Genomic DNA, 25,804 nt, shown 5'->3' on the forward strand with positions numbered 1-25,804 from the left:
ACATCGCCGATGAGCAAGTGGGTCTACAGCTTCGGCGCCGGCCATAATGAAGGCAAGGCGGAGATGCGCAACCTGCTGGGGGGCAAGGGCGCCAACCTGGCCGAGATGGCCAGCATCGGCCTGCCCGTGCCCCCCGGCTTCACCATCACCACCGAGGTCTGCACCTACTACTACGACCACCAGAAGCAGTACCCGCCCGAGCTGCGCGATCAGGTCGGCGCCGCGCTGGGGCTGATCGAGGCCGCGGTCGGCAACAAATTCGGCGATACCCAGAAGCCCCTGCTGGTCTCCGTCCGCTCCGGCGCCCGGGTCTCGATGCCCGGGATGATGGATACCGTCCTCAACCTCGGCCTGAACGACCAGACGGTGGAAGGCCTCGCCACCGCCTCCGGCGACCCGCGCTTCGCCTGGGACAGCTACCGCCGCTTCATCCAGATGTATGGCAGCGTGGTCATGGGCGTCGACCACCACCGCTTCGAGGAGATCATCGAGCACGTGAAGCTCGGGCGCGGCATCGTCGAGGACACCGACCTGACCGCGCAGGACTGGCGGAGCGTGGTCGATGGCTACAAGGCGATGGTGGCCGAGGTGCAGGGCGAGCCCTTCCCGCAGGACCCCACTGCGCAGCTCTGGGGTGCGATCGGTGCCGTCTTCGGGTCCTGGATGAACGCCCGGGCCAATACCTACCGCCGGCTGCACGACATCCCGGCCAATTGGGGCACTGCGGTCAACGTCCAGGCCATGGTCTTCGGCAACATGGGCCAGGACTGCGCGACCGGCGTCTGCTTCACCCGCGACCCCAGCACGGGCGAGAACATCTTCTACGGCGAATACCTGATCAACGCGCAGGGCGAGGACGTCGTCGCCGGCATCCGCACGCCGCAGCCGATGGCCCAGCTCAAGGCCAAGCCGCACGAGACCAGCATGGAAGTCGCCATGCCGGCCGCCTACCAGGAGCTCGTCGCGGTCCGTGCGAAGCTCGAGCAACACTACACGGACATGCAGGACATCGAGTTCACCGTGCAGCAGAACAAGCTGTACATGCTGCAGACCCGCAACGGGAAGCGCACGGCGGCGGCCAGCCTCAAGATCGCGGTCGACATGGCGCGCGAGGGCCTGATCACCGAGACCGAGGCCATCAAGCGGGTGAACCCCTCGGCGCTCGACCAGCTGCTGCACCCGACGCTCGACCCCAAGGCACCGCGCAAGCTGCTGAGCAAGGGCCTGCCGGCCTCTCCCGGTGCGGCCTGCGGCATCGTCGTGTTCTCGGCGGATGAGGCCGAGGCGCGTGCCGCCAAGGGCGAATCGGTCATCCTGGTCCGCATCGAGACCAGCCCGGAGGACATCCACGGCATGCACGCCGCCAAGGGCGTGCTGACCACCCGCGGCGGCATGACCAGCCACGCGGCGGTGGTCGCCCGCGGCATGGGCCGGCCCTGCGTCGCCGGCGCCGGCGGCGTCACCATCGACTACGGCGCCCAGGCTCTGGCCGCTGGCGGCCAGATCGTCCGCGGCGGCGAGACCATCACGCTGGATGGCGCGACGGGCGAGATCTTCATCGGCACCGTGGCGATGGTCGAGCCGCAGCTCTCGGGCGACTTCGCCACGCTGATGGAATGGGCCGACAAGGTCCGCCGCCTGAAGGTGCGGGCCAATGCGGAAACCCCGCTGGATGCCGACACCGCCCGCAAGTTCGGCGCCGAGGGCATCGGGCTCTGCCGCACCGAGCACATGTTCTTCGACCCGGCGCGGATCGGCGCGGTGCGGCAGATGATCCTGTCGGAGACCGAGCGCGGCCGGCGCGAGGCCCTCGCCCGCCTGCTGCCCTTCCAGCGCCAGGACTTCTCGGAGCTGTTCCGGATCATGGTGGGCCTGCCGGTGACGATCCGCCTGCTGGATCCGCCGCTGCACGAATTCCTGCCGCATGGCGATGCCGAGATCGCCGAGCTGGCGGAACAGCTCGGCGCCGACGTCGCGGCCATGCAGCGCCGCGCCGCCGACCTGGCCGAGGCCAACCCGATGCTCGGCCATCGCGGCTGCCGGCTCGGCATCTCCTACCCCGAGATCTACGAGATGCAGGCCCGCGCCATCTTCGAGGCGGCGGTCGCCGTGGCGAAGGAGAGCGGCGCCGCCCCGGTGCCGGAGATCATGATCCCGCTGGTCGCCACCCGGCGCGAGCTGGAGATCACCCGCGCCCAGGTCGACAAGATCGCCAAGGAGGTCTTCGCCGAGACCGGCACGACGATCGAATACTATGTCGGCACGATGATCGAGCTGCCGCGCGCCTGCCTGACCGCGGACAAGATCGCCGAGGTCGGCGACTTCTTCAGCTTCGGCACCAACGACCTGACCCAGACCGTCTTCGGCCTGTCGCGCGACGATGCCGGCAAGTTCCTGCCGCTCTATGTCGACAAGGGCATCCTGCCGAAGGACCCCTTCGTCTCCATCGACCCCGAGGGCGTCGGCGCGCTGGTGAAGATCGCCAAGGAGAAGGGCCGCTCGGTGAAGCCCGACCTCAAGCTCGGCATCTGCGGCGAGCATGGCGGCGACCCGGCCTCGATCCAGTTCTGCGAGGAAGCCGGGCTCGACTACGTCTCCTGCTCGCCCTACCGCGTGCCGGTGGCGCGGCTGGCCGCGGCGCAGGCCGCGCTGACCGGCGGCGGCAGCGACCGCACGGCATAGTCGCCCCGAAGTGCCGATGACCCCGGCGCGGCAGTCGCACCGCGCCGGGGGCGGCCTTTCCGGGATTCGACATGCTGCGGCTGCGCCGCCTGGCGCGGCATCGGGGCCGCCGCGCGGCGCCTTCATCGGCGGCGTCCTGGTCTTCGGCGTCCAGCATGGCCTCGCCTTGATCAGCGCGCGCGCCTCGCCCTGCGGCTTGCCCGGGCCGACGGCGCGGCAGTGGAGGTGGCGCCCGGCGGTGCTGGACGGGGTGCTGACCGCGCCGCGGCTGGAGGGCAGGCGGCTGGTGCCGGAGGTGACGCGCCGAAGGCCGGGGAGGGAAAAATGTTTCCCTCCCCAGGCCCCACCGTTCCCCTTTCCGGGTCCGGCACCCGCCGCGCGGCAAGGCCTCCCTGGCCTTGCCCTCGTTCCGCGCCACACGGGCAACTCCCGCGGCCCGCCTCCCGTTGGCTCCGGCACACGGGAGACACCAGCATGCCGGACGACCAGCAGACCCCGCAGCCGCCGCAGCACCAGGACCACCAGCCGGGCTCCGAGGCCGCGATGGACCCGCAGCCGCAAGGCCGCATGGAGAATTGGAAGCCCAGCGGCAAGCTGGCCGGCAAGACCGCCCTCGTCACCGGCGGCGACAGCGGCATCGGCCGCGCGGTCGCCATCGGCTTCGCCAAGGAGGGCGCCGACGTCGCCGTGCTCTACTTCGACGAGCACGAGGACGCCGCCGAGACGAAGCGCCTGGTCGAGGCCGCCGGGCGCCGCTGCCTGACCATCGCCGGCGACATCGGCGATGCCGGCTTCGCGGCCCGGGCGGTGGACGAGGCGGCCTCGGGCCTCGGCGGCCGCATCGACATCCTGGTCAACAACGCCGCCGAGCAGCATGTCTGCGAGGATTTCGCGCAGATCGAGGAAGCCCAAGTGGAGCGCACCTTCCGCACCAACATCCTCGGCATGTTCTGGGTGACCAAGGCGGCGCTGAAGCACATGCCGGCGGGCAGCGCGATCATCAACACCACCTCGATCACCGCCTTCAAGGGCAGCCCGCAACTGATCGACTATGCCAGCACCAAGGGCGCCATCCTGGCCTTCACCCGCAGCCTGTCGCAGGCGCTGTGGGAGCAGAAGCGCATCCGGGTGAACGCGGTGGCGCCGGGGCCGATCTGGACGCCGCTGATCCCGGCCAGCTTCGATGCGGAAAAGACCGCCAGGCACGGCGAGAGCGCCGGGATGGGCCGCGCCGGCCAGCCGGACGAGGTGGCACCCTGCTACATCTTCCTCGCGGCGGAGAGCGACAGTTCCTACATCAACGGGCAGACGCTGCACCCGAATGGCGGGGCGGTGGTGAACGGGTAGCAAAGGCCAGGGAGGAAGCATCCTCCCGTGGGACGCATGCGTCCAACCCGCCTCCGTTCCTGGGAGTCCGGCACCTGCCGCGCGGCACGCGCCGGCCTCACTTCCTCAGATCCACCGCCGCACCCGACCCAGATACTCCAGATATGGCGCCCCGAACCGCGCCCGCAGGTAGGTCTCCTCCCGCGCCACCACATGCCGGTCCAGCACCGCGAAGCAGACCAGCAGCGCCAGCCAGGGCCACAGGTCGCCCCAGTGCAACGCGAAGCCGGCAGCGACCGCGAGGAAGCCCAGGTAGATCGGGTTGCGGCTGAACCGGAACGGCCCGCGTTCCAGCAGCGCCTTGTCGGGCTTGTCCGGCCGCGGGTCGGTGCCGGCGCGGACCATGGTCACCACCGTCCAGACCGACAGCGCCATGCCCAGCGCCATCAGCAGCGCCGCCAGGTTCGGCGCCGGCGTGCTGACCGGCACCGGCGCGGCGCGATGCAGCAGCCAGCCGATCCCGACCGGCAGCCCAACCAGGATCGGCGGCGGCACCCGGACGCCGGGGCCATGATCGGCGGCCATCAGGCGCGCTCGCGTGCCGGCAGCGCCATCCAGCCGGGGATGCGCGGCGTCAGCATCGCCTCGCCACAGGAAAGCCTCCGGCCATCCAGCGCTTCCAGCCGCAGCTGCGCGATGCCCATCCCGTCGCGGCCGGAGCGCATCTCGCCGACCTCCGTCCCATCGGCAAAGACCTTGGTGCCGGGCGCGGGCAGCGGCCCCTCCACCGCGACCGGCACCAGCCGGCGCTTCAGCAGGCCGCGATACTTGGTCCGCGCGGTCAGCTCCTGGCCCATGTAGCAGCCCTTGGTCCATGACACGCCGTGCAGGTCGTCGTAGCCGGCCTCGAGCAGCACGGTCTGCTCGGCCACCAGGTCGCGCGTGCCGTCCGGCAGGCCGAGCGCCAGGCGGTGGCGGTCCCAGTCCTCGGGCGTCGCGTCGGCGGCCACGGGCGCCGGTGCCAGGGCACGCCAGCCGGCCTCCGGCAGCCGCGGATCGGGCGCGGCGATGGTGCCGGCGGGGACCGCGGCGCCGCCCCAGCCGGCATGCACCGCGAATTCGGCCGAGGCGTCGCGCACCGAGACCTTCGAGCGCAGCCGGAAGCGCGCCAGCTTCTGCGCCAGCATCGCCGCCTGCGCCGCCTCGCAGTCCAGCAGCAGCCGGTCGCCATCGGCCAGGATGAAGAATTCCGCCAGCCACTTGCCCTGCGGCGAGAGCAATGCGGCGAAGACCGCCGTGCCAAGCCTCTGGGATCCCTGCGGCTCGGCCGCAGGGGATGGGGGCGTGGCCCCGGCGACGTCGTTGGTGACCAAGCCCTGGAGGAAGCCGGTGCGGTCCTCGCCCGTCACCTCCACCATGCCCCGTCCGGGCAGATACGCTATCGGCATGGCTTCCACTTGGGCGAGAGGGGGCCGCCGTGCAACGGGTCCCCGAACGCGACGCGGCATGCTACACGCGCGGCGCCGTGCGCATCCTCTTCATCACGTCCACCCGGATCGGCGACGCCGTGCTGTCGACCGGGCTGCTGGACCACCTGATCCGGACCCACCCCCACGCCAAGGTGGTGGTGGCCTGCGGCCCCGTGGCCGAGGGCGTCTTCGCCCGCATGCCCAGCCGGGCCTGGACCATCGTGCTGACCAAGCGCCGCTTCCGGGCGCATTGGTGGGAGCTGTGGCGCCAGGTGGCCGGGCAGCGCTGGGACATCGTCGTCGACCTGCGGGGCTCGGCGTTCTCCTGGCTGGTGCGGGCGAAGCGGCGCTACGTGATGCGCGGCGGGCGGCAGCCGGGGCACCGGCTGGCGCATCTGGGCGCGCTGCTGGGGCTCGACCCGCCGCCCTTGCCGGTCGCCTGGTTCGGCCCGGCGGAGCGCGCCCGGGCGGCGGCGCTGCTGCCCGGCGACGGAATCTGGATCGGCCTCGGCCCGACCGCCAATTGGGACCGCAAGGTCTGGCCGGCGGACCGCTTCGTGGCGCTGTACCGCGCGCTGACCGCGCCGGGCGCGCCGCTGGAAGGGGCGCGGGCCGCCATCCTCGGCGGCCCGGGGGCACAGGAACGCGCCATGGCGGCACCCGTGCTGGCCGCACTCGGCGAGGCGGCGGTGGACCTGGTCGGCGGGCTCTCCCTGCCCGAGGTCGCCGCGGTGCTGGCGCGCTGCGCGCTCTTCGTCGGCAACGACAGCGGCCTGATGCACCTCTCGGCGGCGACGGGGACGCCGACGCTCGGCCTCTTCGGTCCCTCGCCGGTCGAGGCCTATGCCCCGGCCGGGCGCCGCACCGCGACGGCGGTGGCCCCTGGCAGCCCCGGCCTCGACAGCATGCCCGGCCTGACGCTGGAGACGGCGCTGGCGGCGGCGGAGCGGCTGCTGGCGGCGAAGGTGCCGGCGTGAGCGCCACGGTCCCGGTGCCGGCCGCCGTGGCGCGGCCGGGCGCTCCCCGCATCTCCGCCCTGGTGGTCGCGCGCAACGAGGCAGCGCGGCTGCCGGCCTGCCTCGCCACCCTGGCCGCGGCGGACGAGGTCGTCGTCGTGCTCGACCGCAGCACCGATGCCAGCGCCGATATCGCCCGCGCCCATGGCGCCCTGCTGCTGGAAGGCGGCTGGGAGCTGGAGGGCGAACGCCGCAACGCCGGCATCGCCGCCTGCACCGGCGACTGGATCCTCGAGGTGGACGCCGACGAGCATGTGCCGTCCGGGCTCTGGGCCGAGATCCGCCGCGTGGTCGCCGCCTCGCCGCACGCCTTCCACCGCATCCGCATCGACAACCATGTCGGCGACCGGCTGATCCTGCACGGCTGGGGCGGCAGCTTCGGCACCACGCTGAAGCCCATCCTGTTCCGCCGCGGCGCCAAGCACTGGCGCGGCCAGCGGGTGCATCCCGGGCTCGACTGGACCGGCACCGAGGGCGAGCGGATCACCGCGCACGGCATCCGGCACGAGCTCGACCGCGACATCTCCGACATGCTGCGACGGCTCGACAAGTATTCCTCGGCCAAGGCGGCGGATATGCTGGCGGCGGGGCAGATCGGCTCGTTGCCCGACAACCTGCGGCGCTGCGTCTCCCGCATCGTCAAATGCTATGTCGGCCGCAAGGGCTACCGGGAAGGCGGCTGGGGCCTGCTGATCGCGCTCTGCGCCGGGCTCTTCCCGCTGCTGTCCCACCTCAAGGCCAGGCTGGAGCCGGAGCGGCACCAGCCGACGCCGCAGGGGTGAGGGTCGTCCTGGCGACGGAAGGTCCGCGCCTCGGCGCCGGCGTGCTGGGCGACCGGCCACTGGGCGGGGTCGAGACCGCCTTCGCCCTGCTCGCCGCGGCCTTCGTCCGGCGCGGGCATGCGGTGGAACTGCGCGCCGGGACCGACCCCGCCGAGGCGCGCGACGGGCTGCTCTGGGCACCGCTGGCGAAAGGCGGGCCGCCCGCCGACCTCGTCATCGCCAACCGCCTGCCGCGGCTGTTCCGCGCCCTGCCGGCCGGGCGGCGCGTGATGTGGCTGCACAACCCGGCCAACTACCTGCGCAAGCCGCGGCACCTGGTCCCGCTGCTGGCCGCCTGGCCGTGCATCGTCACCCTGGGCGCGTCGCATTCCGCCAGCCTGCCGCCCTGGCTGCCGTTCCGGCCCGTCGAGATCCCGCTGGCCCTGGCGCCGCCCTTCGACGGGCCCTTTCCCGTGCGTTCGCCGCCCCCCCCGATCGCCATCTTCGCCTCCAACCCGCTGCGCGGGCTGGATTGGCTGCTCGACCTCTGGGCCACGCGCATCCACCCGGGCCTGCCGCCGGCCGAGTTGCACCTCTACACCGGGGCCGCCACCTATGGCGGGGATGCGCGCCTGGCCGTGCGCGCGGCGCCGGTGCTGGCCCGGGCCGCCGGCATGGAAGACCAGGGCGTGCGCGTCTTCGACCCCCTGCCGCGGCCGCTCCTCGCGGCCCGGCTCAGCGAGGCCCGCCTGATGCTCTACCGCGGCGATCCCGGCGAGACCTTCTGCCTGGCCCTGGCCGAGGCCCAGGCGACCGGCCTGCCCGCGGTGGTGACGCCGCTCGGCGCGGTGGCGGAGCGGGTGGCGGATGGCGCGACAGGCGTGGTCGCCCGCAGCGACGCCGCCGCGGCCGCGGCCGCCATCCGCCTGCTGTCGGACGATGCCGCCTGGCAGGCCATGCACCAGGTCGCCCTGGCCCGCGGCCCCGGCCCGGATTGGGACGCCGTCGCCGCCCGCTTCGAGGCCCTCGCGTGAGGCTCCGCATCGCGCATGTGATGGCCGGCGCGGCGATGGGCGGCGCCGAGGCCTTCTACGAACGCCTCGTCCTGGCCCAGGCTGCGGCGGGCGAGGAGGTGCTTGCGGTGATCCGGCAGGATGCGGGACGGACGCAGCGGTTGCGGGATGGCGGGGTGGAGCCGGTCGAGCTCCCCATGGGCGGGTATTTCGACCTGGTGACGCGACCGCGGCTCGGCCGGGTGCTGGCCGGCTTCGCTCCGCGCGTGGTGGTGGCCTGGGCCAACCGGGCGGGGCGGTATGCCGGCGCGGTGAAGCGGCGCGGCGCGCCCTGGGCGCTGGTCGGACGGCTCGGCGGCTACTACGACCTGAAATACTACCGCCATTGCGACCATCTGGTCGGCAACACGCGCGACCTGCGCGACTGGATCGCCGGCCAGGGCTGGCCGGCGGCACGTGCCCACCACGTCCCGAATTTCGCCCATGACTTCGCCGGCATCCCGGCTGCCGCGCTGCCTGCGCCAGTAGGGGCGCCGAGGCTCCTGGCACTCGGCCGGCTGCATGCCAACAAGGCCTTCGACGTGCTGCTGCGGGCCTTGGCCCTCCTGCCCGGCGCGCATCTGTCGCTGGCCGGCGAGGGGCCGGAACGCGCCGCGCTGGAACGGCTGGCGGCGGAATTGGGCGTGGCGGGGCGCGTCGCCTTCCTCGGCTGGCGGCAGGATACCGGGGCGCTGCTGGCCGCCTGCGACATCTTCGTCTGCCCGTCGCGGCATGAACCCCTGGGCAACGTGGTGCTGGAAGCCTGGTCCGCCGCCCGCCCGGTGGTCGCCGCCGCGGCGCAGGGGCCGGTCGAGCTGATCAGGGAAGGGGAGACCGGATTGCTGGTGCCGAAGGAGAACCCCGCGGCGCTGGCCGCCGCCATCGCCGGGCTGCTGGACGAACCCGCCCGCGCCGCCGGCCTCGCCGCCGCCGGCCGCGCCGAATTCGAACGTGCCCATGCCGAGGCGCCGGTCCTCGCCCGCTGGCGCGAATTCCTGGCCAGCGTGGAGCCGCGCTGATGTGCGGCCTGGCCGGCCTCGCCTTGCGCCAGGGGCTGACCCCCGACAGCGCCACGCTGGAAGCCCTGACCCGGGCGCTGGCGCATCGCGGCCCGGACGGCGCCGGCCACCATGTCGCGGGCAACGTGGCGCTCGCCCATACCCGCCTGGCGATCATCGATCTCGTCACCGGGGACCAGCCGCTGTTCGCCGGCGCGGCGGCGCTGGTCGCCAACGGCGAGGTCTACAACTACCGAGAGCTGCGCGAGGCCAACCAGCTGCGCTGCGCCACCGGCAGCGACTGCGAGCCGCCGCTGCACCTGTGGCGGCGCGACGGCATCGGCTTCGCCGAGGGGCTGCGCGGCATGTACGCCATCGCGCTCACCGACCGCGCGGCGCGGCAGGTGGTCCTCGCCCGCGATCCCTTCGGCATCAAGCCGCTCTATACCGCGGAGGTGCCGGGCGGCATCGCCTTCGCCTCCGAACCCCAGGCATTGATCGCCGCCGGGCTGGTCAAGCCGCGCGTGCGCGCCGCGGCGCTGGCCGAGCTGCTGCAATTGCAGTTCACCACCGGCGCCGAGACCATCTTCGAGGGCATCACCCGCGTCCTGCCCGGCGAGACCATCGTCGTCGCCGACGGCGCCATCGCCGAGCGCCGCCGCCGCGCCGCGCTGCCGGAGGGCGGGCCGGAAAGCATCGGCGCCGAGGCGGCGCTGGCGCGGCTCGACGCGGCGCTGGAGGAGAGCGTCGCGCTGCACCAGCGCAGCGACGTGCCCTACGGCATGTTCCTCTCGGGCGGCATCGACAGCGCCACCGTGCTGGCGATGATGGCGCGGCTGAACGACCGCCCCGTGCTGGCCTTCACCGCCGGCTTCGACGTCCCCGGCGCGGCCGACGAACGCGCCCAGGCCGCGGCGCTCGCGGCATCGGTCGGCGCGAAGCACGTCACCGTCGCCGTCACCGAAGCCATGGTCTGGCGCGAGTTGCCGAGGATCGTGGCCGCCATGGACGACCCGGCGGCCGACTATGCCATCATCCCCACCTGGTTCCTGGCGCAGCGGGCGCGGCAGGAGGTCAAGGTGGTGCTGTCCGGCGAGGGCGGCGACGAGCTGTTCGGCGGCTACGGCCGCTACCGCGCGGCGATGCGGCCCTGGTGGCTGGGCGGCAAGGCGCCGCGCGCGCATGGCAGCTTCGACCGCGTGGATGTCCTGCGCGCGCCGCCGACCGGCTGGCGCGATGGCATCGGCGCGGCGGAAACGGCGGCGGCCTCGGCCGGGCGGACCCGGCTGCAGGCGGCGCAGGCGCTCGACATCGCCGACTGGCTGCCGAACGACCTGCTGATCAAGCTCGACCGCTGCCTGATGGCGCATGGCATCGAGGGCCGCACCCCGCTGCTGGATGCCGGCGTGGCGGCGGCCGCCTTCCGCCTGCCGGATGCGCTGAAGGTGCAGGGCCACACCGGCAAGTGGCTGCTGCGGCAGTGGCTGGCGCGGCACCTGCCGGCGGCCCAGCCTTTCGCCCCGAAGCAGGGCTTCACCGTGCCGGTCGGCGCCTGGATCGAACGGGTCGGCGACAGGCTCGGCCCGCTGGTCGCGGCGCAGGCCGGGGTGGCGGAGATCGCCCGGCCGGACCGGGTGGCGTCGCTGTTCCGCCATGCCGGCGGCGACAAGCATAGGGGCTTCGCCGCCTGGCACCTGCTGTTCTACGCGCTGTGGCACCGCCGGCATGTCGAGGGGCGGCCGGCCGAGGGCGACGTGTTCGCGGCGCTGGCGGCGCGGTAGGGCGGCGGCGCGGGCCGGCCGCCCGGCAACCGCCACGGCGAAGGCGGGCGAGGCACCCCGCGGCGACAGCCTGGCGGCCCTCGTCTCGAAGCGTCACCGGCGTGGGGACGCCATGCCTACCGCCGGCGCGACCCGGATCCGCCCGCCCACCCGATGCCATCCCATGGCGGCCGCGGCAGCGCGGCGCCGCCGCGGTCATCGCCAGCCAGCACAATCCCAACCCGCCCCGCGCAAGAAAATTTCGAACCTGCGCGGATTTATCTGACATAATTCAACTATAAGATGTATACAAAAGCAGGAGATGGCGGCGCAGCAGCAAGTATGCCCGGCGGCCCGACCCTGGGATCGCGGCGCACGTCACATCAAAGGATCACACCATGCGAAGCCTTCTTGCGGCGGCCTTCACCTGCCTGCTCGTGCCCTTGGCATCGGCACAGCCGCGGTCGCACCATGCCGGCCGGCCGGACGTCGTCACCCATGTGCGCACCGTGGCCGACCTGGCGGCGGTCTGCGACCCGGCCTGGTCCGGCATCGAGCGGCTGGAGGCCATCGCCTATTGCCAGGGCTTCCTGACCAGCGCCGGCCAGTACCACACGCTGACCCATCCGGCCGGCGGCCGGGCCGCGCCGCTCTACTGCGTCGCCTCGCCCGGGCCGAGCGTGGCCGAATCCGGCCTCGCCTTCGCCGCCTGGGCGCAGGACCACCCGGCCCACCGGCACGAACCGGCGCTGGACGGCTTCCTGCGCTGGGCCGCATCGACCTTTCCCTGCCCGCCCTACGCCGCGTCGCGCCGCGCCCACCGGGCGGGCCGCTGAGCATGCCAAGGACCATCGCCATGCGCCCGAAATCCGCCATCCTGCTGCTCGCCGGCCTCGGCCTCGCCGGCTGCGGTGACCTGAACCAGACGCAGCAGCGCACCGCGACCGGCGCGCTCGGCGGCGCCGCCGTGGGCGGCGTCCTGGGCTCCTTCACCGGCAATGCGGGGCTCGGCGCGCTGCTCGGCGCCGGCGTCGGCGGCGGCGGCGGCTACCTGTACGACCAGTCGCAGCAGTCGCAGCAGCCCGCCTACGCCAACCAGCGCCGCAGCCGCCGCGGCTGAGGCAGCCGCCGGCCCCCCTGGCCCTGGCGGCGACGCGACCGGCGTCGCCGCGCGCCATGGGGCGAGGGGGCCTGGCCGCCACGGGTCATCCGCCGCACGACCTGCATCAGGACCGAGAGCCATGAAGCAAAATACGATGTTCCTGCTGGTCGGCGCGGCCTGCGTCGTGCTCGGTGCCGCCGGCTACTGGGTCTACCAGGAGCAGAACCGCAGCGGCGTCGAGGTCAGCATCGGCGGGCGGCGCCTCACCATCGAGACCCGCTAGGCGCACCGGGGTCCGGCCGCGGATCGCGCGACCGGGAGGTGGTTCGCCGGCCGACCGGGCTGGGCTATAGGCAGGGCTCGCCGCACCCGGCCCGAGGAGGAACCCGCCCGATGACCCAGTACGACCTCATCCTGCGCGGCGGCGCCTGCGTGCTGCCCTGGGGCGTCGAGACCACCGATGTTGGCGTGCGGGATGGCCGCATCGCCGCACTCGGCGACCTGCGCACCGCGGCGGCGGCGGAGGAGGTCGATTGCCGCGGCCTGCACGTGCTGCCGGGGCTGATCGACGCGCATGTCCACCTGCGCGACCCGGGCGACCCGGCGGTGGAGGACCTGGAGCACGGCACCCGCGGCGCGCTGCTGGGCGGCCTGACCACGGTCTTCGACATGCCGAACACCGCGCCCAGCATCACCGACCGGGAGCGGCTGGATTGGAAGCGCGGCTACCTCGAGGGCCGCGCCTGGGTCGATGTCGGGATCTATGTCGGGGCGTCGATGAAGAACATCGACGAGCTGGCCGGGCTGGAACTGCAGCCCAATGTCTGCGCGGTGAAAGTCTTCGCCGGCAGTTCCACCGGCGACCTGCTGGTGGCGGACGATGCCTCGCTGGAAGCCGTGATGCGCAGCGGCCGGCGCCGCATCGCCTACCATTCCGAGGACGAATACCGCCTGCAGGCGCGCAAGCCCGAATTCACCTCCGGCATGCCGCACCGCAACCACATGGTCTGGCGCGACGTGGAATGCGCCTTCCTCGGCACGCGGCGGCTCATGGCGCTGGCGCGGAAGACGCAACGGCCGGCGCATATCCTGCACGTCTCGACCGCCGAGGAGCTCGGCTACCTGAAGGATTTCCGCGACGTCTGCTCGGTCGAGGTGCTGCTCAACCACCTGACCCAGACCGACGAGGCCTATGACCGGCTCGGCGGCTATGCGGTGATGAACCCGCCGATCCGCGACGCGCGGCACATGGCCGCCGCCTGGGCGGCGGTCGCCGACGGCACGGTGGACGTGGTGGGCTCCGACCACGCACCGCACAGCCGCGCGGCGAAGGAACGCCCCTGGCCGGATTGTGCCGCGGGGCTCACCGGCGTGCAGACCATCGTGCCGCTGATGCTCGACCATGTCAGCGCCGGGCGGCTGTCGCTGTCCCGGCTGGCGGACCTGATGTGCGCCGGCCCGGCGCGGGTCTATGGCGTCACCGGCAAGGGGCGGCTGGCGGCCGGCTACGATGCCGACTTCACCATCGTCGACATGAAGCAGCGGCGGACCATCGAGGAAAGCTGGATCGTCTCGCCCTGCGGCTGGACGCCCTTCGCCGGCCATGCCTGCACCGGCTGGCCGGTGATGGCGATCCTGCGCGGGACGGTTGCGATGCGCGAGGACGAGGTGATCGGCGCGCCGCGCGGGCAGGGCGTGCGCTTCGCCGAGGCGCGGGGCTGACAGGGGGGGCGGGGAGGAAAACAGCGCCTCCCCATCGCCACGCGGCAGGTGCCAACCGAGAAAAATGGAGGTGGGTCCGGGGAGCATACTGCCTCCCTGGCCTTGCCTTCTCGCGCCCCCGTGTTTTCGCCGCCGCCATGCCCTGGGGCAGGCTGCGCCCCAGCCAAGAAGGGGAGGATGATGCGATGAGCGGTTCCTACACGGGCGCCTGCTTCTGCGGTGCGATCGAGATCAGCGTCACCGGCGCGCCGAATGCCATGGGCTATTGCCATTGCCGGTCCTGCCGGTCCTGGTCGGGCGGGCCGGTGAACGCCTTCAGCCTCTGGTCGCCCGACGCGGTCAAGGTGACCAAGGGCGCCGAGCACCTGGCGACCTATGCCAAGACCGAGATGAGCCACCGGCAATTCTGCAGCAAGTGCGGCGGCCACCTGATGGCGCAGCATCCGCCGCTGCAGATGGTGGACGTCTTCGCCGCCACCATCCCCGACCTGGCCTTCGTCCCGGTGGTGCACGTGAACTATTCCGAAAGCGTGCTGCCGATCCGGGACGGGCTGCCCAAGCTGAAGGACTTCCCGGCCGAGTTCGGCGGCTCGGGCGAGACCGTTCCGGAATAGCTATTCCTTCGGGCGGCTGGCTGCCTCGCGCAGCCAGTCCTCGGTGGTCTTCACCGCCGGCCGGGGCGGGCCGGCATAGGGGTCCACCTGGGACCGGGTCGCCTCGATGGCGCGGCAGTCCTCGCACATCTCCAGCACCGCGAGCCGCGCCGGGTCGGCGAACATCCAGTGGCCGCTGGCCGACAGCCTGGCCTTCACCCGGTCGATGCTGCTGCGGGTGCCGAAAGCCTTGGCGCAGATGGTGCAGCGGGCCGGCGGCTCGGCCTTCACCACCACCGGCTGCGCCGCTTCCGCGGCGAAATTCAGTCGCGGCTCCAGGGTGATCACCTTCTCCGGGCAGGTCGCGGCGCAGAGCCCGCATTGCACACAGGCGTCCTCGACGAAGCGCAGCTCGGGCGTCTCCGGATTGGCGGAGAAGGCACCGGTCGGGCAAACCATGGTGCATGCGAGGCAGAGCGTGCAGCCCCCGGCCGCGACGCGGGCCAGGCCGAAGGGGGCCTGCGCCGGCATAGGCACCACCGCGGGGGCGGCCGGGTGGTGCAGCGCGCGCAGCGCCCGCACCGCGACCTCCCGCGGCGCCCCGAGCGGCAGGAATTGCGCCGCCGCCCAGCCGGTGCGCAGCGCCATTGCCGGCGCCAGCGCCTCCCCCAGCGTAAAGGGGTCGTCGGTCTCGACCGCCGCGGCGCGCGGCAGGGCGGCGGCCAGGCCGAGGCCCTCCAGCGCCGCGCCCAGGTAATCCAGGTTGCGGAACAGCCCCTCCGTCCCATGCCCGCGCCGGGCCGGCAGCAGCACCCGCACCCCGGCCGCGCCCCAGGCGAAGGCCGCGGCGAGGATCGCCAGGTCGGCCTGCGCCACCTCGTTCAGCCGCAGCGGCAGGACGCGGGCCGGCAGCCCCTCGCCATGCCGGGCCAGGGCGTCGATCAGGGGTTCCCCATGCGCCGCGTCGTGCAGCAGCACCACGGCGTCACGGCCGCCGGCCTCGGCGAAGCCCAGCAGCAGCGCGCGCAGCCGGGCGAGGGTGGTGGCCGGCGGCGGCAGCGCATAGGTCACGGCCCCGGTCGGGCAGACCGCGGCGCAGGCGCCGCAGCCGGCGCAGATCTCGGCGGAGATGAGGACGTGGTCCAGGGTGCGACCCGTCGCGCCGTCCTTCCCCGGCGCGATCGCCCCGGTGGGGCACAAATCGAGGCAGCGGGTGCATCCCGTGCGCCTGTTGCGGCCATGCGCGCAGAGGCCGGCCTCGAAGGTGACGAAGCGCGGCTTGTCGAATTCGCCGACCAGCCCGGCCGCCGCGGCGATGGCGGCCTCGACCGCCGCCGGGTCGCCCGGGTCGGCCCGCAGGTAGCCCTGCCGCACCGCATGCGTGGGGAAGAGCGGCGCCCCGCCGGTGAGATCCAGGATGATGTCGCAGCGGCTGGCCGCGCCATCGCGCGGCGGGCCCCAGCGGTAGGCCTCGCGCGAGGCGGGGCTCGGCGCCGCATAGCCATCGACGACGACATCGAAATTCCCCAGCCAGCCGGTCGCCGTCCGCGCCCGGCCGCGCAGCACGGGGAAGGCCGCGGCCCGGGCCGGGCTGACCGGCTCCACCCCGGTCAGCAGCACCGTCAGGTCGAGCCGGTCGGCCAGCCGCTCGGCCGCGGCGATGGCGCCGGCGTCGCGGCCGAGCACCAGGGTGACGCCCTCGCTCCGCAGCGGCACCAGCGGGGTGGGCGGCAGCGGCACCGCGGCGGCGGCCAGCAGCCCGGCCATCTTCGGCCCGGCCGCCGCCCCCTCCCGCGCCCAGCCGGCCTGTTCGCGGATATTGACGAAGGCCAGCGGCGCGGTGCTGCCGGCCGCCGCGGCCTCCTGCGCGAACAGCGGCGCTTCCTGGGTGCAGGCGACGGTGACGGGGCGGTCTTCCCCCAGCGCGCCGAGGAAACGGTCGAGCTGGGCGCGGCAGAGCTGCTCGGCGGTGCGCAATTCGGTGCCGCGGGCGGCGCAGCCGCGGGCGAGCGCCCGCGCGTCGAGGACCATCGTGTCCTCGCAGCTGCAGACGAAGGTAATGGGGCCGACCCGCTCGCTCATCCGAAACGCATTCTCCTGGGCGCGCCGCCTGGGCGCGGCGGGGCAGCGCGCATATATGCCGCGCTTCCGCCGCTTGCGACCCTTGGCCCGGAGCCGTCCCGATCCTGACCCCCGACCTGCCCGACCTGCCCAGCGTCTTCGCCCCCGTCCCGCTGCGCGAGGGCGGCGATGCGATGGCGCGCGCGGTGGCCCTGGCGGCCGGACGCGGCGCCGGCACGCTGGCCTGGGTGCGCTCCGCCGGCCGGGCCGAGGCTGCGGTGGTGCTGGAGCCGGAACTGCCGCTGGCCGCCGCCCGCCTGGCTTTCCTGGCCGCCGCCAATGCCCTGGCCGATGCCCTGGCCTCGGAGGGCCCGCCGGAGATCCCGGTGGCCTTCGCCTGGCCCGGCACCCTGCGGGTCAACGGCGCCGCCTGCGGCATGGTGCGGTTCGCGGCGCCGACCGGCTGCGCCGAGGCCGAGATCCCCGCCTGGCTGGTGGTGGGGATGGAGGCGCGGCTCACCTTGTCCCTGGCGGTCGAGCCGGGCGAGCGGCCCGACCTCACCGCCCTGTCCGAGGAGGGCTGGGAGGGGCTGGGCGCGGCGGAGCTCACCGCCGGCTGGGCGCGGCACCTGATGGCGGGGCTCGACGACTGGCAGGCGAAGGGACCGCGCCGGCTGTCGGAGCATTTCCTGGCCCGGCTGCTGGACGCGCGCGACGTGCCGGGCCAGCGGCGCGGGGTCGACCCCGCCACCGGCGACCTGGTGCTGGACCGGGACGGGGTGCGGACGAGCCTTTCCTTGCGCGAGGCGCTGGCGTGACGGCCGGAAAGGCAAGGCTGGGGGAGAAAGTATTCTCCCCCAGACCCCCTCATCTAGTTCTGGGAGTCGGGACCCGACGCGCGGCAGGTGCCATCCCACAAAATGGCGGGGTGGGGCCTGGGGAGGGGATACTTTCCCCTCCCCAGCCTTCCTGGCAGACCCCATGAAGCTCCCCCGCACCCTCCGCCTCGACCCGTCCGACCTGGTCGTCTTCACCGCCGCGGCCGAGCCGGGCGAATGGGCGGTGCCCGGCGGCTTCGCCTTCTGGGACGAGGACCCGGCGGCGCTGGCGGGCAAGCGCCGGCAGGAATTCCGCGCCGGCTTCCTCGGCCTCGGCTCCTTCGGCTGGTCCACGCTGGTCGAGGTGGCGGAGGCCTCGCCCGAGCAGCGCGAGCAGGCCACCGCCGCGCTGGCGGCGCATATCGAGGCCCGCTACGGCGCCCCCGATGCGGCGGCGGCCCGCGCCGCGGCGGAGGAGGAGATCGGCTTCGCCGCCGGCCTCTGCGACCACCCGCCCGGCACGGTCCTGGCCCTCGCCCGCGTCGTCGAGGCGGGCGCCGTACGCGAGCGCTTCCGCACCCTGCACCGGCGCGAGACCCCCCACGGCGACTTCGGCGCCCTGCCGGTCTTCGCCATCGCGGAGATCGAGGGCGAGGACCCGGACCATCCCGACCTGACCAGGCTGCCCCCCGCATGACCGATTTCTGGGTGGCCTCCGGGCACCTCTTCTGCGACCGCGATGCGGCCGGGCGGCTGCTGCCGACGCCCGACCTCTGGCGCGCCTTCCTCGCCCGGCCCGAATTGCTGCCCCCGGAGGAAGCCTGCGACGCCGAGCTGGCGTTGCACACCGGCCTGCTGGCCGACCCGCTGCGTGCCGTGCCGGCCGCCCAGGTGGCGGCGCTGGCGGACGCCGACGCGCGGGAGAACTGGCAGGTCTTCCTCGGCTTCCGCGACCGGGTCCAGGCGCAGCCCAGCCTGGAGGCCGCCTGGCTGGCGCTGTTCCGGGGCGACGTGCGCGGCGTCCCGCCGCTGTTCCTGCAGATGCTGACGCATCTGGTCGCCCGCGCCGCCTTGGACGGGGAGGCCGACCCCTACGCGCTCCGCGCCGCCGAGCTGTTCTTCCGCCCGCAGCGCGCCGCCATCCACCAGGGCGCGACCCTGCTGGCGGACGAGGAATTCCTCGACGCCCGCACCGCCGACGGCGATCTCGGCACCATCGGCCGGCTGCTGACCGAGGCCGGCGCCGCGCCGCGCGAGGTGGAGCTGGAGGTGCTGGCGGAGGCCAATGCCGCCGGCTACCGCGCGCGGTCGGACGCGCACGACCTCGCGCTCGACATCGCCGAGGACCGGCCCGGCCAGCACGGCCTGGCCCGGGCCCTCGAACGCTTCATAGGGCATGTGCTGGGAGAGGCGGTCACCATCCGCCCGGTCCCGGTGATCGAGGACCGCAACTGGACCTGGCATGTCGGGCTCGACCCGGAAGCCACGGCGATCGCCAATGACCTGTGGCACGGCAGGCCGGTGCAACAGAATCGGCTCGCGCGCATTCTGTGGCTGGGCGTTCTGGAGTTCGCGGAGATGTCGCGCGTGCTGCCACGGGCGGCGGGCCGGCCGGTCTATCTGGCCCTGGCGATGGATGCGGCGCAGCGGGTGCGGCTGAAGCCGCAGAACCTGGTCGGCCTGCCCCTGGCCTTGCCGGGGGAAGGCGCATGAGCGGCCGGCTCGAAGTCCCCGGCACGATCCGCATCCCCGTCGCGGTGCTGGTCGAGCGCCGCCCCGGCGTGACCCAATGGGCGGAATGGTCCTGGCGCCCGGTCGAGGTGCTGGAGGACGCGCCCGACCTGCCGCCCTGGACCGTGCTGCGCGAGACCGCCGGCCGCACCCTGTTCCTGGCTGGCCGGGCCGAGGTCGAGATGCACCCGACCGACACCACCAATTACCGCGACAACCTGACCTCCGCCGCGCCCTCGGCCTGGGTGGTGCTGCGGGCGACGGATGCCGCGCCGGGCCTTGCCCTGCACCTGGTCACGGTGGATGCCGGGGAGGCGCATATCTACGCCGATGCCGGCAACGACCTGCTGGAGGCAGTGCCCATGCCGCCCGGCCTGCGCGCGGCGGCGGAGGCCTTCGTCGCCGAGCACCATGTCGAACGCATCTTCCGCAAGCGTCGCCGCGACCGCGCCGACCCCGAGGCGCTGGCGCATGGCGGCGCCCGCGGCGGGACGCGGCCGGAGCCGGAGGAGGAGGCCGGATGAGCGAGGATCGTGACCAGGAACGTGCCTCCGGCTTGCATGACCAGGAACGCGCCTCCGGCGCGACGGGATTCCTCGGCCGCTGGTCGCGCCGCAAGCGCGCCGCCCTGGCCCCGGCGACGGTCGAGGCCCCGCCGGCCGCAGTGGCATCGCCCGCCGAGGCGCTGCCCGAATTCGACCCGGCCAGCCTGCCGCCGGTCGAGAGCCTGACCGCCGAGAGCGACATCGCCGCCTTCCTCCGGCCGCAGGTGCCGGCGGCGCTGCGGACCGCGGCGCTGCGCCGGGCCTGGACCCTGGACCCCGCGATCCGCGACTATATCGGCCCGGCCGACTATGCCTGGGACTTCAACGCCCCGGACGGGATGGCCGGCTTCTCGCTGGAACTCGGCGGCGACGTGAAGCGGCTGCTGGCCCAGGCGATCGGGCTGGTCGAGGAGGAAAAGCCGCCGGCGGCGGAAACGGCGGATGGGTCTGTGCCTGCCTCGGCGGAGCCGGTCGGCCTGGCCCCGGCGGAGCCGGTCGACCTGGCCCAGGCCGAGCCGCTCGCCTTGCCCCCGGCGGCGTCGGTCCGGCTGGGCGAGGCGGCGCCCGAGGCGCTGATCCGCCAGGACGAACCGACTTCCCCACCCGCGGCCGCCGCGCCGGCCCGCCGGCACGGCAGCGCCCGCCCCGCCTGAGCCCGCCACCCGGTTCATTTCGCAACCGCGAAGTGACTGTCTTGCCAAACCGGCACCGAATCGTCAGGTACACACACCAACGCGAGCGGCCGGCAGGGCCGCCGATCCAACGGGACAGCATGGCAGCAACGGACACAGTGCAACGGGATTCCGTGGAGGCGGAGCGGGCCCAGCTCTTCGCCCTGCTCGCGCGGCTGCTGGCCGCGGTCCCGGATGCCGCCTTGCTACGCAACATCGGCCGGCTGTCCGGCGATGCCAGCCCCATCGGCGCGGCGGTCGGTGGCCTGGCCCGGGCCGCTGCGGCGGCCCAGCCCGCGCCGCTGGACCGCGAGTATTTCGACCTCTTCACCGGTGTCGGCCGCGGTGAGCTGCTGCCCTATGCCTCCTATTACCTCACCGGCTTCCTGCACGAGCGGCCGCTGGCCGAGCTGCGCGGCGACCTCGCCCGGCTCGGCATCGCCCGCAGCGCCGGCGTGGCCGAGCCCGAGGACCACATCGCCTTCCTTTGCGAGACCCTGGCCGGGCTGATCGAGGGCAGGCTGGGCGCGCGGGAGGAGGCCGCACCCTTCTTCCAACGCCACATGCGGCCCTGGGCGGCGCGCTTCTTCGCCGACCTGGAGAAGGCCGAGGCAGCACGCTTCTACCGGTCCGTCGGCACGCTGGGACGCGTCGCCGTCGAGATCGAGCAAGCCGCGGCGGAGCTGCCGCAATGACGACCGGGAGGCAGGCGATGACGAAGGACGGGCTGGTCTCCGAACGGCGCGGGCTGCTCCGCGCGCTCGGCCTGGGGACGGCGGCGGCGGCGGCGACGCTGGGCGGCGCCGAGGCGCAGCGCGCGGATGCCGTCCCGGTGAAGGATGCCCGCAAGGAAAACGAGGCGCAGCGCCTGGCCGCCCGCTACCGCGAGAGCGACCACGTGAAGGCCTTCTACCGCACCAACGCCTACGAAAGCTGAGCCGATGCTGATCAAGCGCTCGGATGCGCGGGCCACGCGCACGTGTCTCGTCTCAACCTATGCGGGATTGTCCTCGGGTGGGTTGGATCGGAGAGGGTTCCTGGCGCGGGCCGGGCTGGGCGGCGCCGGGCTGGCGGCGCTGGGCACGCTCGGGCCCGGCCGGGCACAGGCCACGGGGGCGGCGACCGGCGTGCTGGACCACGCCAAGCCGGTCACCCGCGTCAAGAACATCTGCACCCATTGCTCGGTCGGCTGCACCGTGACGGCGGAGGTGCAGGCCGGCGTCTGGGTCGGCCAGGAGCCGAGCTGGGACAGCCCGATCAACCGCGGCACGCATTGCGCCAAGGGGGCCGCGGTGCGCGAGCTGGTGCATGGCGACCGCCGGCTGAAACACCCGATGAAGCTGGTGGGCGGCCAGTGGCAGCGGATCGGCTGGGACACCGCGCTGGACGAGATCGCGGCGAAGCTGGAGGCGATCCGCGAGGCATCCGGGCCGGACAGCGTCTTCTGGCTGGGCTCGGCCAAGTTCACCAACGAGGCGGCGTATCTCTACCGCAAGCTGGCGGCCTTCTGGGGCACCAACACGGTCGACCACCAAGCGCGCATCTGCCACTCGACGACGGTCGCGGGCGTCGCCAATACCTGGGGCTACGGCGCCCAGACCAACAGCTACAACGACATCCGCCGCGCCCGCACCATGATCATCATGGGCGGCAACCCGGCCGAGGCGCATCCGGTCTCGCTCCAGCACGTGCTGTCCGGCAAGGAGCTGAACCGGGCGAACCTCTTTGTCATCGACCCGCGCTTCACCCGCACCGCGGCGCATGCGACGGAGCACGTCCGGCTGCGCCCGGGCACCGACATCCCGCTGATCTGGGGCATGCTCTGGCACATTTTCCAGAACAACCTGGAGGACAAGGAGTTCATCCGCCAGCGCGTCTACGGCATGGAGGAGATCCGCGCCGAGGTGGCGAAGTGGACGCCGGAGGAGGTCGAGCGCGTCACCGGCGTGCCGGGCGAGCAGTTGAAGCGCGTCGCCGTCACCTTCGCCACGCAGAAGCCCTCCACCCTGATCTGGTGCATGGGCGCGACGCAGAAGACCGTCGGCACCGCCAATGTCCGCGCCTATTCGATCCTGCTGCTGGCCACCGGCAATGTCGGGTCCGACGGCACCGGCGCCAACATCTTCCGCGGCCACACCAACGTCCAGGGCGCGACCGACCTCGGGCTCGATGTGACGACGCTGCCCGGCTACTACGGGCTCGACGAGAATGCCTGGCGGCATTGGGGCCGGGTCTGGGGCGTCGGCTACGACTGGCTGCTGTCGCGCTTCGGCTCCAAGGCGCTGATGGAGATGCCCGGCATCCCCTCCACCCGCTGGTTCGAGGCGGTGACCATGCCGGGCGAGCGCGACAAGCGCGACAGCGACGGCCAGGCCTATGTCGCCCAGCCGAACAGCGTGAAGGCCATGATGGTCTTCGGCCATGGCGGCAATACCGTCACCCGCATGCCGGAGATGGTGAAGGGGCTGGAGAAGCTCGACCTGCTGGTCGTCGCCGACCCGCATCCCACGACCTTCGCCCAGGTCTCCGGCCGGCGCGACGGCACCTACCTGCTGCCGATCTGCACGTCGTTCGAGATGGACGGCTCGCGCACCGCCTCCAACCGGTCCCTGCAATGGGGCGCCAAGGTGGTGGAGCCGATCTTCGAGAGCCGCAACGACTACGACGTGCTCTACGCCCTGACCAAGCGGCTGGGCTTCGGCGACCGCATGTTCGCCGATATCGAGGTCAAGGACGGCAAGGTCAGCGCCGAGAGCATCCTGCGCGAGATGAACCGCGGGCTCTGGTCCATCGGCTATACCGGCCAGTCGCCGGAACGGCTCAAGCTGCACATGGCCAACCAGGACAAGTTCGACCTGGTCAGCCTGCGCGCGAAGCCAGGCGCACCGGCGGAGATCGCCGGCGACTTCTACGGCCTGCCCTGGCCCTGCTTCGGCACGCCGGAGATGCGCCACCCCGGCAGCCACGTGCTGTACAACACCAACCTGCACGTGAAGGAGGGTGGCGGCACCTTCCGCGCCCGCTTCGGCGTGGAGCGCAACGGCGCGACCCTGCTGGCCGAGGGATCCCATTCCAAGGGCTCCGAGATCCAGGACGGCTACCCGGAATTCACCGTCGCCGTGCTGAAGCGCCTCGGCTGGTTCGATGAGCTGACCGCGGCGGAGAAGGCCAGCCTGGAGAAGCACTTCGGCGCCAATATCGACCGCGCCGGCTGGGCCACCGACCTGTCGGGCGGCATCGTCCGCGTCGCCATGGAACACGGCTGCGTCCCATACGGCAACGCCAAGGCCCGCGCCGTGGCCTGGAACCTGCCGGACCCCGTCCCGGTGCACCGCGAGCCGATCTACACCGCGCGGCCCGACCTGGTGGCGCAATACCCGACCCTGCCGGACCGGCGCGGCTTCCGCATGCCGCATCTCGGGCAGTCGGTGCAGGCGCGCAGCGCCGCTGTGATCAAGGACTTCCCGATCATCCTCACCTCCGGCCGCCTGGTGGAATACGAGGGCGGCGGCGAGGAGACGCGGTCCAACAAGTGGCTGGCCGAATTGCAGCAGGACATGTTCGTCGAGATCCACCCGGCCGACGCCGCCGCCCGCAACATCCGCGACGGCGCCTGGGTCTGGGTGACGGGGCCCGAGAGCAATTCCAGGACCCGGGTCAAGGCGCTGGTGACCGAGCGCGTCGGCCGCGGCGTCGCCTTCATGCCCTTCCATTTCGGTGGCTGGTTCATGGGCGAGGACCGCCGCAAGCACTACCCCGCCGGCACCGACCCTATCGTGCTCGGCGAGAGCGTCAACGCGCTGACCACCTACGGCTACGACCCGGTGACCTTCATGCAGGAAACCAAGGTCACCCTCTGCCAGATCAAGGGGGCATGACGATGGCCCGCATGAAGTTCCTCTGTGACTCGGATCGCTGCATCGAATGCAACGCCTGCGTCACCGCCTGCAAGAACGAGCACGAGGTGCCCTGGGGCATCAACCGCCGCCGCGTCGTCACCATCAACGACGGCAAGCCGGGGGAGCGCTCGATCTCCATGGCCTGCATGCATTGCACCGACGCGCCCTGCGCCGCGGTCTGCCCGGTGTCCTGCTTCTACACGACGGCGGACGCCATCGTGCTGCACGACAAGGATCTCTGCATCGGCTGCGGCTACTGCTTCTACGCCTGCCCCTTCGGCGCGCCGCAGTATCCCAAGGTCGGCAATTTCGGCGGCCGCGGCAAGATGGACAAGTGCACCTACTGCGCCGGCGGGCCGCAGCAGGACAACAGCGCGGTCGAGTATATCCAGTACGGCGCCAACCGCATCGCCGAGGGCAAGCTGCCGCTCTGCGCCGAGATGTGCAGCACCAAGGCGCTGCTCGCGGGTGATGGCGACATCATCGCCGGCATCTACAAGGAACGCGTGCAGACGCGCGGCTACGGCTCCGGCGCCTGGGGCTGGCGCACCGCCTACAAGCAGGAGCTGGGCGCATGATCCGTCCCCTGCTCGCGGCGCTTCTCGCGCTGACGCTCTCGGCCGGCGCCGCCCAGGCCCAGGCGCCCACCCCCGGCCGCGGCACCATCTCGGCCGAGGAGATGGAGCTGCAGCGCGCGCTGCAAGGCGGCCGGATCGAGGGCCGCGTCTCCATCCCCGACCGGCGCGCCGCCAACCTGATCCAGCCGCAGGGCAAGGCCTGGCGCGACTTCCACAACAGCACGCTCACCTGGGTCGGTGGCGTCGCCATCCTCGGCGTGCTGGGCGCGCTGGCGGCCTTCTTCTTCGGGCGCGGCCGCATCCCCATCGCCGGCGGTGCCTCCGGCCGCACCATCCGCCGCTTCAACCTGCTGGAGCGGGCGAACCACTGGATGGTCGCCAGCACCTTCATCATCCTCGGCCTCTCCGGCCTCAACCTCACCTTCGGCCGGCACCTGCTGCTGCCGCTGGCCGGGCCGGAAGCCTTCGCCGCGCTCAGCGCCTGGGGCAAGCTGGCGCACAACTTCCTCGCCTTCCCCTTCACCCTCGGCATCGTCGTCATGCTGCTGCTCTGGGCGCGCGACAACATCCCCGACCGCCGCGACGTCGAATGGCTGAAGATGGGCGGCGGCTTCATCGGCCGCGGCCACCCCGTCGCCGGCCGCTTCAATGCCGGGCAGAAGGGCGTCTTCTGGCTGACCGTGATCGGCGACGGCGTGGTCGCGGCCTCCGGCTACATGCTGATCTTCCCCTTCGCGCTGACCGACATCGCCGGGATGCAGCTGGCGCACATGATCCACGGCATCCTGGCGGTGCTGATGGTCGCGGCCATGCTGGCCCACATCTATATCGGCTCCATCGGCATGGAGGGGGCGGCAGGCGCCATGGGCTCCGGCCAGGTGGACTACAACTGGGCGAAGGAGCACCACGGGCTCTGGGTCGAGCAGGTCGGCCGCGGCCACAAGCAGGCCGCCGCGCCCGGCGCGCGTGCCGCCAGCGGGGATTAGCGCCGTCGGCGCAGATTGATGCCGCCGGGCGCTG

Annotated in this window: 25 protein-coding genes; 22 read left to right on the top strand and 3 right to left on the bottom strand. The window is 73.0% G+C overall.

What is annotated here, in order from left to right; translation table 11 throughout:
- Positions 1–9 precede the first annotated feature (9 nt).
- Together ppdK and ACFQS7_RS13850 are read left to right on the top strand one after the other, a co-directional pair.
- A complete protein-coding gene (gene ppdK, locus ACFQS7_RS13845; protein WP_380067670.1) occupies positions 10–2,682 on the top strand; it encodes a pyruvate, phosphate dikinase in 2,673 nt (890 codons plus the stop codon).
- A 474-nt stretch (positions 2,683–3,156) separates the two neighbouring features.
- Positions 3,157–4,029 carry an SDR family oxidoreductase gene (locus tag ACFQS7_RS13850; protein WP_380067671.1) on the top strand — a complete coding sequence of 291 codons (873 nt, stop codon included), beginning with the start codon at positions 3,157–3,159 and terminating at the stop codon, positions 4,027–4,029.
- A 105-nt stretch (positions 4,030–4,134) separates the two neighbouring features.
- Here the strand turns inward: ACFQS7_RS13850 and ACFQS7_RS13855 are convergent, their stop codons facing one another.
- Entirely contained in the window at positions 4,135–4,593 is a 459-nt protein-coding gene (locus ACFQS7_RS13855; RefSeq protein ID WP_380067672.1) for a methyltransferase family protein, read from the bottom strand.
- The gene (locus ACFQS7_RS13860) at positions 4,593–5,456 is read right to left on the bottom strand and encodes a YgfZ/GcvT domain-containing protein (protein ID WP_380067673.1); all 864 of its coding nucleotides are present in this window, start codon (positions 5,454–5,456) and stop codon (positions 4,593–4,595) included. The genes ACFQS7_RS13855 and ACFQS7_RS13860 overlap by 1 nt, the downstream gene beginning before the upstream one ends.
- A gap of 29 nt (positions 5,457–5,485) precedes the next feature.
- Between ACFQS7_RS13860 and ACFQS7_RS13865 the strand changes: the two genes are divergently transcribed.
- From ACFQS7_RS13865 to ACFQS7_RS13910, 10 genes are all read left to right on the top strand, one after another.
- Entirely contained in the window at positions 5,486–6,454 is a 969-nt protein-coding gene (locus tag ACFQS7_RS13865; protein ID WP_380067674.1) for a glycosyltransferase family 9 protein, read from the top strand.
- Positions 6,451–7,275, top strand: coding sequence for a glycosyltransferase family 2 protein (locus ACFQS7_RS13870; protein WP_380067675.1), 825 nt, complete (start codon positions 6,451–6,453; stop codon positions 7,273–7,275). The genes ACFQS7_RS13865 and ACFQS7_RS13870 overlap by 4 nt, the downstream gene beginning before the upstream one ends.
- The gene (locus tag ACFQS7_RS13875; protein ID WP_380067676.1) at positions 7,272–8,288 is read left to right on the top strand and encodes a glycosyltransferase; all 1,017 of its coding nucleotides are present in this window, start codon (positions 7,272–7,274) and stop codon (positions 8,286–8,288) included. Before ACFQS7_RS13870 ends, ACFQS7_RS13875 begins: the two co-directional genes overlap by 4 nt.
- A gap of 20 nt (positions 8,289–8,308) precedes the next feature.
- Positions 8,309–9,325, top strand: a complete 1,017-nt coding sequence (locus ACFQS7_RS13880; RefSeq protein ID WP_380068019.1) for a glycosyltransferase — start codon at positions 8,309–8,311, stop codon at positions 9,323–9,325.
- On the top strand, positions 9,325–11,085 hold the full coding sequence (gene asnB, locus ACFQS7_RS13885) for an asparagine synthase (glutamine-hydrolyzing) (protein WP_380067677.1): 1,761 nt from the start codon (positions 9,325–9,327) through the stop codon (positions 11,083–11,085). The genes ACFQS7_RS13880 and asnB overlap by 1 nt, the downstream gene beginning before the upstream one ends.
- 377 nt (positions 11,086–11,462) lie before the next feature.
- Complete coding sequence (locus tag ACFQS7_RS13890) at positions 11,463–11,900, top strand: Rap1a/Tai family immunity protein (protein WP_380067678.1); 438 nt, start codon at positions 11,463–11,465, stop codon at positions 11,898–11,900.
- Positions 11,901–11,920: 20 nt separating this feature from the next.
- Positions 11,921–12,184 (top strand): glycine zipper domain-containing protein, encoded by a 264-nt coding sequence (locus ACFQS7_RS13895; protein WP_380067679.1) that lies wholly within the window; start codon positions 11,921–11,923, stop codon positions 12,182–12,184.
- Positions 12,185–12,305: 121 nt separating this feature from the next.
- A complete protein-coding gene (locus ACFQS7_RS13900; RefSeq protein WP_380067680.1) occupies positions 12,306–12,449 on the top strand; it encodes a hypothetical protein in 144 nt (47 codons plus the stop codon).
- 110 nt (positions 12,450–12,559) lie between these two features.
- Positions 12,560–13,888: a dihydroorotase gene (locus ACFQS7_RS13905; RefSeq protein WP_380067681.1), complete on the top strand. Its 1,329-nt coding sequence runs from the start codon at positions 12,560–12,562 to the stop codon at positions 13,886–13,888.
- 185 nt (positions 13,889–14,073) lie between these two features.
- Positions 14,074–14,502, top strand: coding sequence for a GFA family protein (locus ACFQS7_RS13910; protein ID WP_380067682.1), 429 nt, complete (start codon positions 14,074–14,076; stop codon positions 14,500–14,502).
- On the opposite strand, the gene ACFQS7_RS13915 is transcribed toward ACFQS7_RS13910, so the two are convergent.
- Entirely contained in the window at positions 14,503–16,563 is a 2,061-nt protein-coding gene (locus tag ACFQS7_RS13915) for a 4Fe-4S dicluster domain-containing protein (protein WP_380067683.1), read from the bottom strand. It abuts the gene before it with no gap.
- Between the two features lie 125 nt (positions 16,564–16,688).
- Between ACFQS7_RS13915 and ACFQS7_RS13920 the strand changes: the two genes are divergently transcribed.
- The 10 genes from ACFQS7_RS13920 (at position 16,689) to ACFQS7_RS13965 (ending at position 25,770) form a co-directional block, all read left to right on the top strand.
- Entirely contained in the window at positions 16,689–17,360 is a 672-nt protein-coding gene (locus ACFQS7_RS13920; RefSeq protein ID WP_380068020.1) for a biotin/lipoate--protein ligase family protein, read from the top strand.
- A 163-nt stretch (positions 17,361–17,523) separates the two neighbouring features.
- Entirely contained in the window at positions 17,524–18,057 is a 534-nt protein-coding gene (locus tag ACFQS7_RS13925) for a DUF6505 family protein (RefSeq protein ID WP_380067684.1), read from the top strand.
- The gene (locus ACFQS7_RS13930) at positions 18,054–19,073 is read left to right on the top strand and encodes a DUF6352 family protein (RefSeq protein WP_380067685.1); all 1,020 of its coding nucleotides are present in this window, start codon (positions 18,054–18,056) and stop codon (positions 19,071–19,073) included. Before ACFQS7_RS13925 ends, ACFQS7_RS13930 begins: the two co-directional genes overlap by 4 nt.
- Entirely contained in the window at positions 19,070–19,615 is a 546-nt protein-coding gene (locus ACFQS7_RS13935; protein WP_380067686.1) for a DUF3305 domain-containing protein, read from the top strand. The genes ACFQS7_RS13930 and ACFQS7_RS13935 overlap by 4 nt, the downstream gene beginning before the upstream one ends.
- The gene (locus ACFQS7_RS13940; protein WP_380067687.1) at positions 19,612–20,289 is read left to right on the top strand and encodes a DUF3306 domain-containing protein; all 678 of its coding nucleotides are present in this window, start codon (positions 19,612–19,614) and stop codon (positions 20,287–20,289) included. Before ACFQS7_RS13935 ends, ACFQS7_RS13940 begins: the two co-directional genes overlap by 4 nt.
- A 137-nt stretch (positions 20,290–20,426) precedes the next feature.
- Positions 20,427–21,002 (top strand): molecular chaperone, encoded by a 576-nt coding sequence (locus ACFQS7_RS13945; protein ID WP_380067688.1) that lies wholly within the window; start codon positions 20,427–20,429, stop codon positions 21,000–21,002.
- A complete protein-coding gene (locus tag ACFQS7_RS13950; RefSeq protein ID WP_380067689.1) occupies positions 20,999–21,244 on the top strand; it encodes a hypothetical protein in 246 nt (81 codons plus the stop codon). Before ACFQS7_RS13945 ends, ACFQS7_RS13950 begins: the two co-directional genes overlap by 4 nt.
- 4 nt (positions 21,245–21,248) lie before the next feature.
- On the top strand, positions 21,249–24,185 hold the full coding sequence (locus ACFQS7_RS13955) for a formate dehydrogenase subunit alpha (RefSeq protein ID WP_380067690.1): 2,937 nt from the start codon (positions 21,249–21,251) through the stop codon (positions 24,183–24,185).
- Positions 24,186–24,187: 2 nt separating this feature from the next.
- Positions 24,188–24,784, top strand: coding sequence for a formate dehydrogenase FDH3 subunit beta (gene fdh3B, locus ACFQS7_RS13960; protein ID WP_380067691.1), 597 nt, complete (start codon positions 24,188–24,190; stop codon positions 24,782–24,784).
- Positions 24,781–25,770 carry a formate dehydrogenase subunit gamma gene (locus ACFQS7_RS13965; RefSeq protein WP_380067692.1) on the top strand — a complete coding sequence of 330 codons (990 nt, stop codon included), beginning with the start codon at positions 24,781–24,783 and terminating at the stop codon, positions 25,768–25,770. Before fdh3B ends, ACFQS7_RS13965 begins: the two co-directional genes overlap by 4 nt.
- The last annotated feature ends 34 nt before the right edge of the window (positions 25,771–25,804 follow it).

Source organism: Dankookia sp. GCM10030260 (genome assembly GCF_042666655.1).
In the GTDB taxonomy this organism is placed as follows: domain Bacteria; phylum Pseudomonadota; class Alphaproteobacteria; order Acetobacterales; family Acetobacteraceae; genus Paracraurococcus.

Coding starts and splice junctions, on each gene's coding strand:
- ppdK (WP_380067670.1), top strand. CDS start 10: ATGAGCAAGTGGGTCTACAGCTTCGGCGCCGGCCATAATGAAGGCAAG.
- ACFQS7_RS13850 (WP_380067671.1), top strand. CDS start 3,157: ATGCCGGACGACCAGCAGACCCCGCAGCCGCCGCAGCACCAGGACCAC.
- ACFQS7_RS13855 (WP_380067672.1), bottom strand. CDS start 4,593: ATGGCCGCCGATCATGGCCCCGGCGTCCGGGTGCCGCCGCCGATCCTG.
- ACFQS7_RS13860 (WP_380067673.1), bottom strand. CDS start 5,456: ATGCCGATAGCGTATCTGCCCGGACGGGGCATGGTGGAGGTGACGGGC.
- ACFQS7_RS13880 (WP_380068019.1), top strand. CDS start 8,309: ATGGCCGGCGCGGCGATGGGCGGCGCCGAGGCCTTCTACGAACGCCTC.
- asnB (WP_380067677.1), top strand. CDS start 9,325: ATGTGCGGCCTGGCCGGCCTCGCCTTGCGCCAGGGGCTGACCCCCGAC.
- ACFQS7_RS13890 (WP_380067678.1), top strand. CDS start 11,463: ATGCGAAGCCTTCTTGCGGCGGCCTTCACCTGCCTGCTCGTGCCCTTG.
- ACFQS7_RS13895 (WP_380067679.1), top strand. CDS start 11,921: ATGCGCCCGAAATCCGCCATCCTGCTGCTCGCCGGCCTCGGCCTCGCC.
- ACFQS7_RS13900 (WP_380067680.1), top strand. CDS start 12,306: ATGAAGCAAAATACGATGTTCCTGCTGGTCGGCGCGGCCTGCGTCGTG.
- ACFQS7_RS13905 (WP_380067681.1), top strand. CDS start 12,560: ATGACCCAGTACGACCTCATCCTGCGCGGCGGCGCCTGCGTGCTGCCC.
- ACFQS7_RS13910 (WP_380067682.1), top strand. CDS start 14,074: ATGAGCGGTTCCTACACGGGCGCCTGCTTCTGCGGTGCGATCGAGATC.
- ACFQS7_RS13915 (WP_380067683.1), bottom strand. CDS start 16,563: ATGAGCGAGCGGGTCGGCCCCATTACCTTCGTCTGCAGCTGCGAGGAC.
- ACFQS7_RS13925 (WP_380067684.1), top strand. CDS start 17,524: ATGAAGCTCCCCCGCACCCTCCGCCTCGACCCGTCCGACCTGGTCGTC.
- ACFQS7_RS13930 (WP_380067685.1), top strand. CDS start 18,054: ATGACCGATTTCTGGGTGGCCTCCGGGCACCTCTTCTGCGACCGCGAT.
- ACFQS7_RS13935 (WP_380067686.1), top strand. CDS start 19,070: ATGAGCGGCCGGCTCGAAGTCCCCGGCACGATCCGCATCCCCGTCGCG.
- ACFQS7_RS13940 (WP_380067687.1), top strand. CDS start 19,612: ATGAGCGAGGATCGTGACCAGGAACGTGCCTCCGGCTTGCATGACCAG.
- ACFQS7_RS13950 (WP_380067689.1), top strand. CDS start 20,999: ATGACGACCGGGAGGCAGGCGATGACGAAGGACGGGCTGGTCTCCGAA.
- ACFQS7_RS13955 (WP_380067690.1), top strand. CDS start 21,249: ATGCTGATCAAGCGCTCGGATGCGCGGGCCACGCGCACGTGTCTCGTC.
- fdh3B (WP_380067691.1), top strand. CDS start 24,188: ATGGCCCGCATGAAGTTCCTCTGTGACTCGGATCGCTGCATCGAATGC.
- ACFQS7_RS13965 (WP_380067692.1), top strand. CDS start 24,781: ATGATCCGTCCCCTGCTCGCGGCGCTTCTCGCGCTGACGCTCTCGGCC.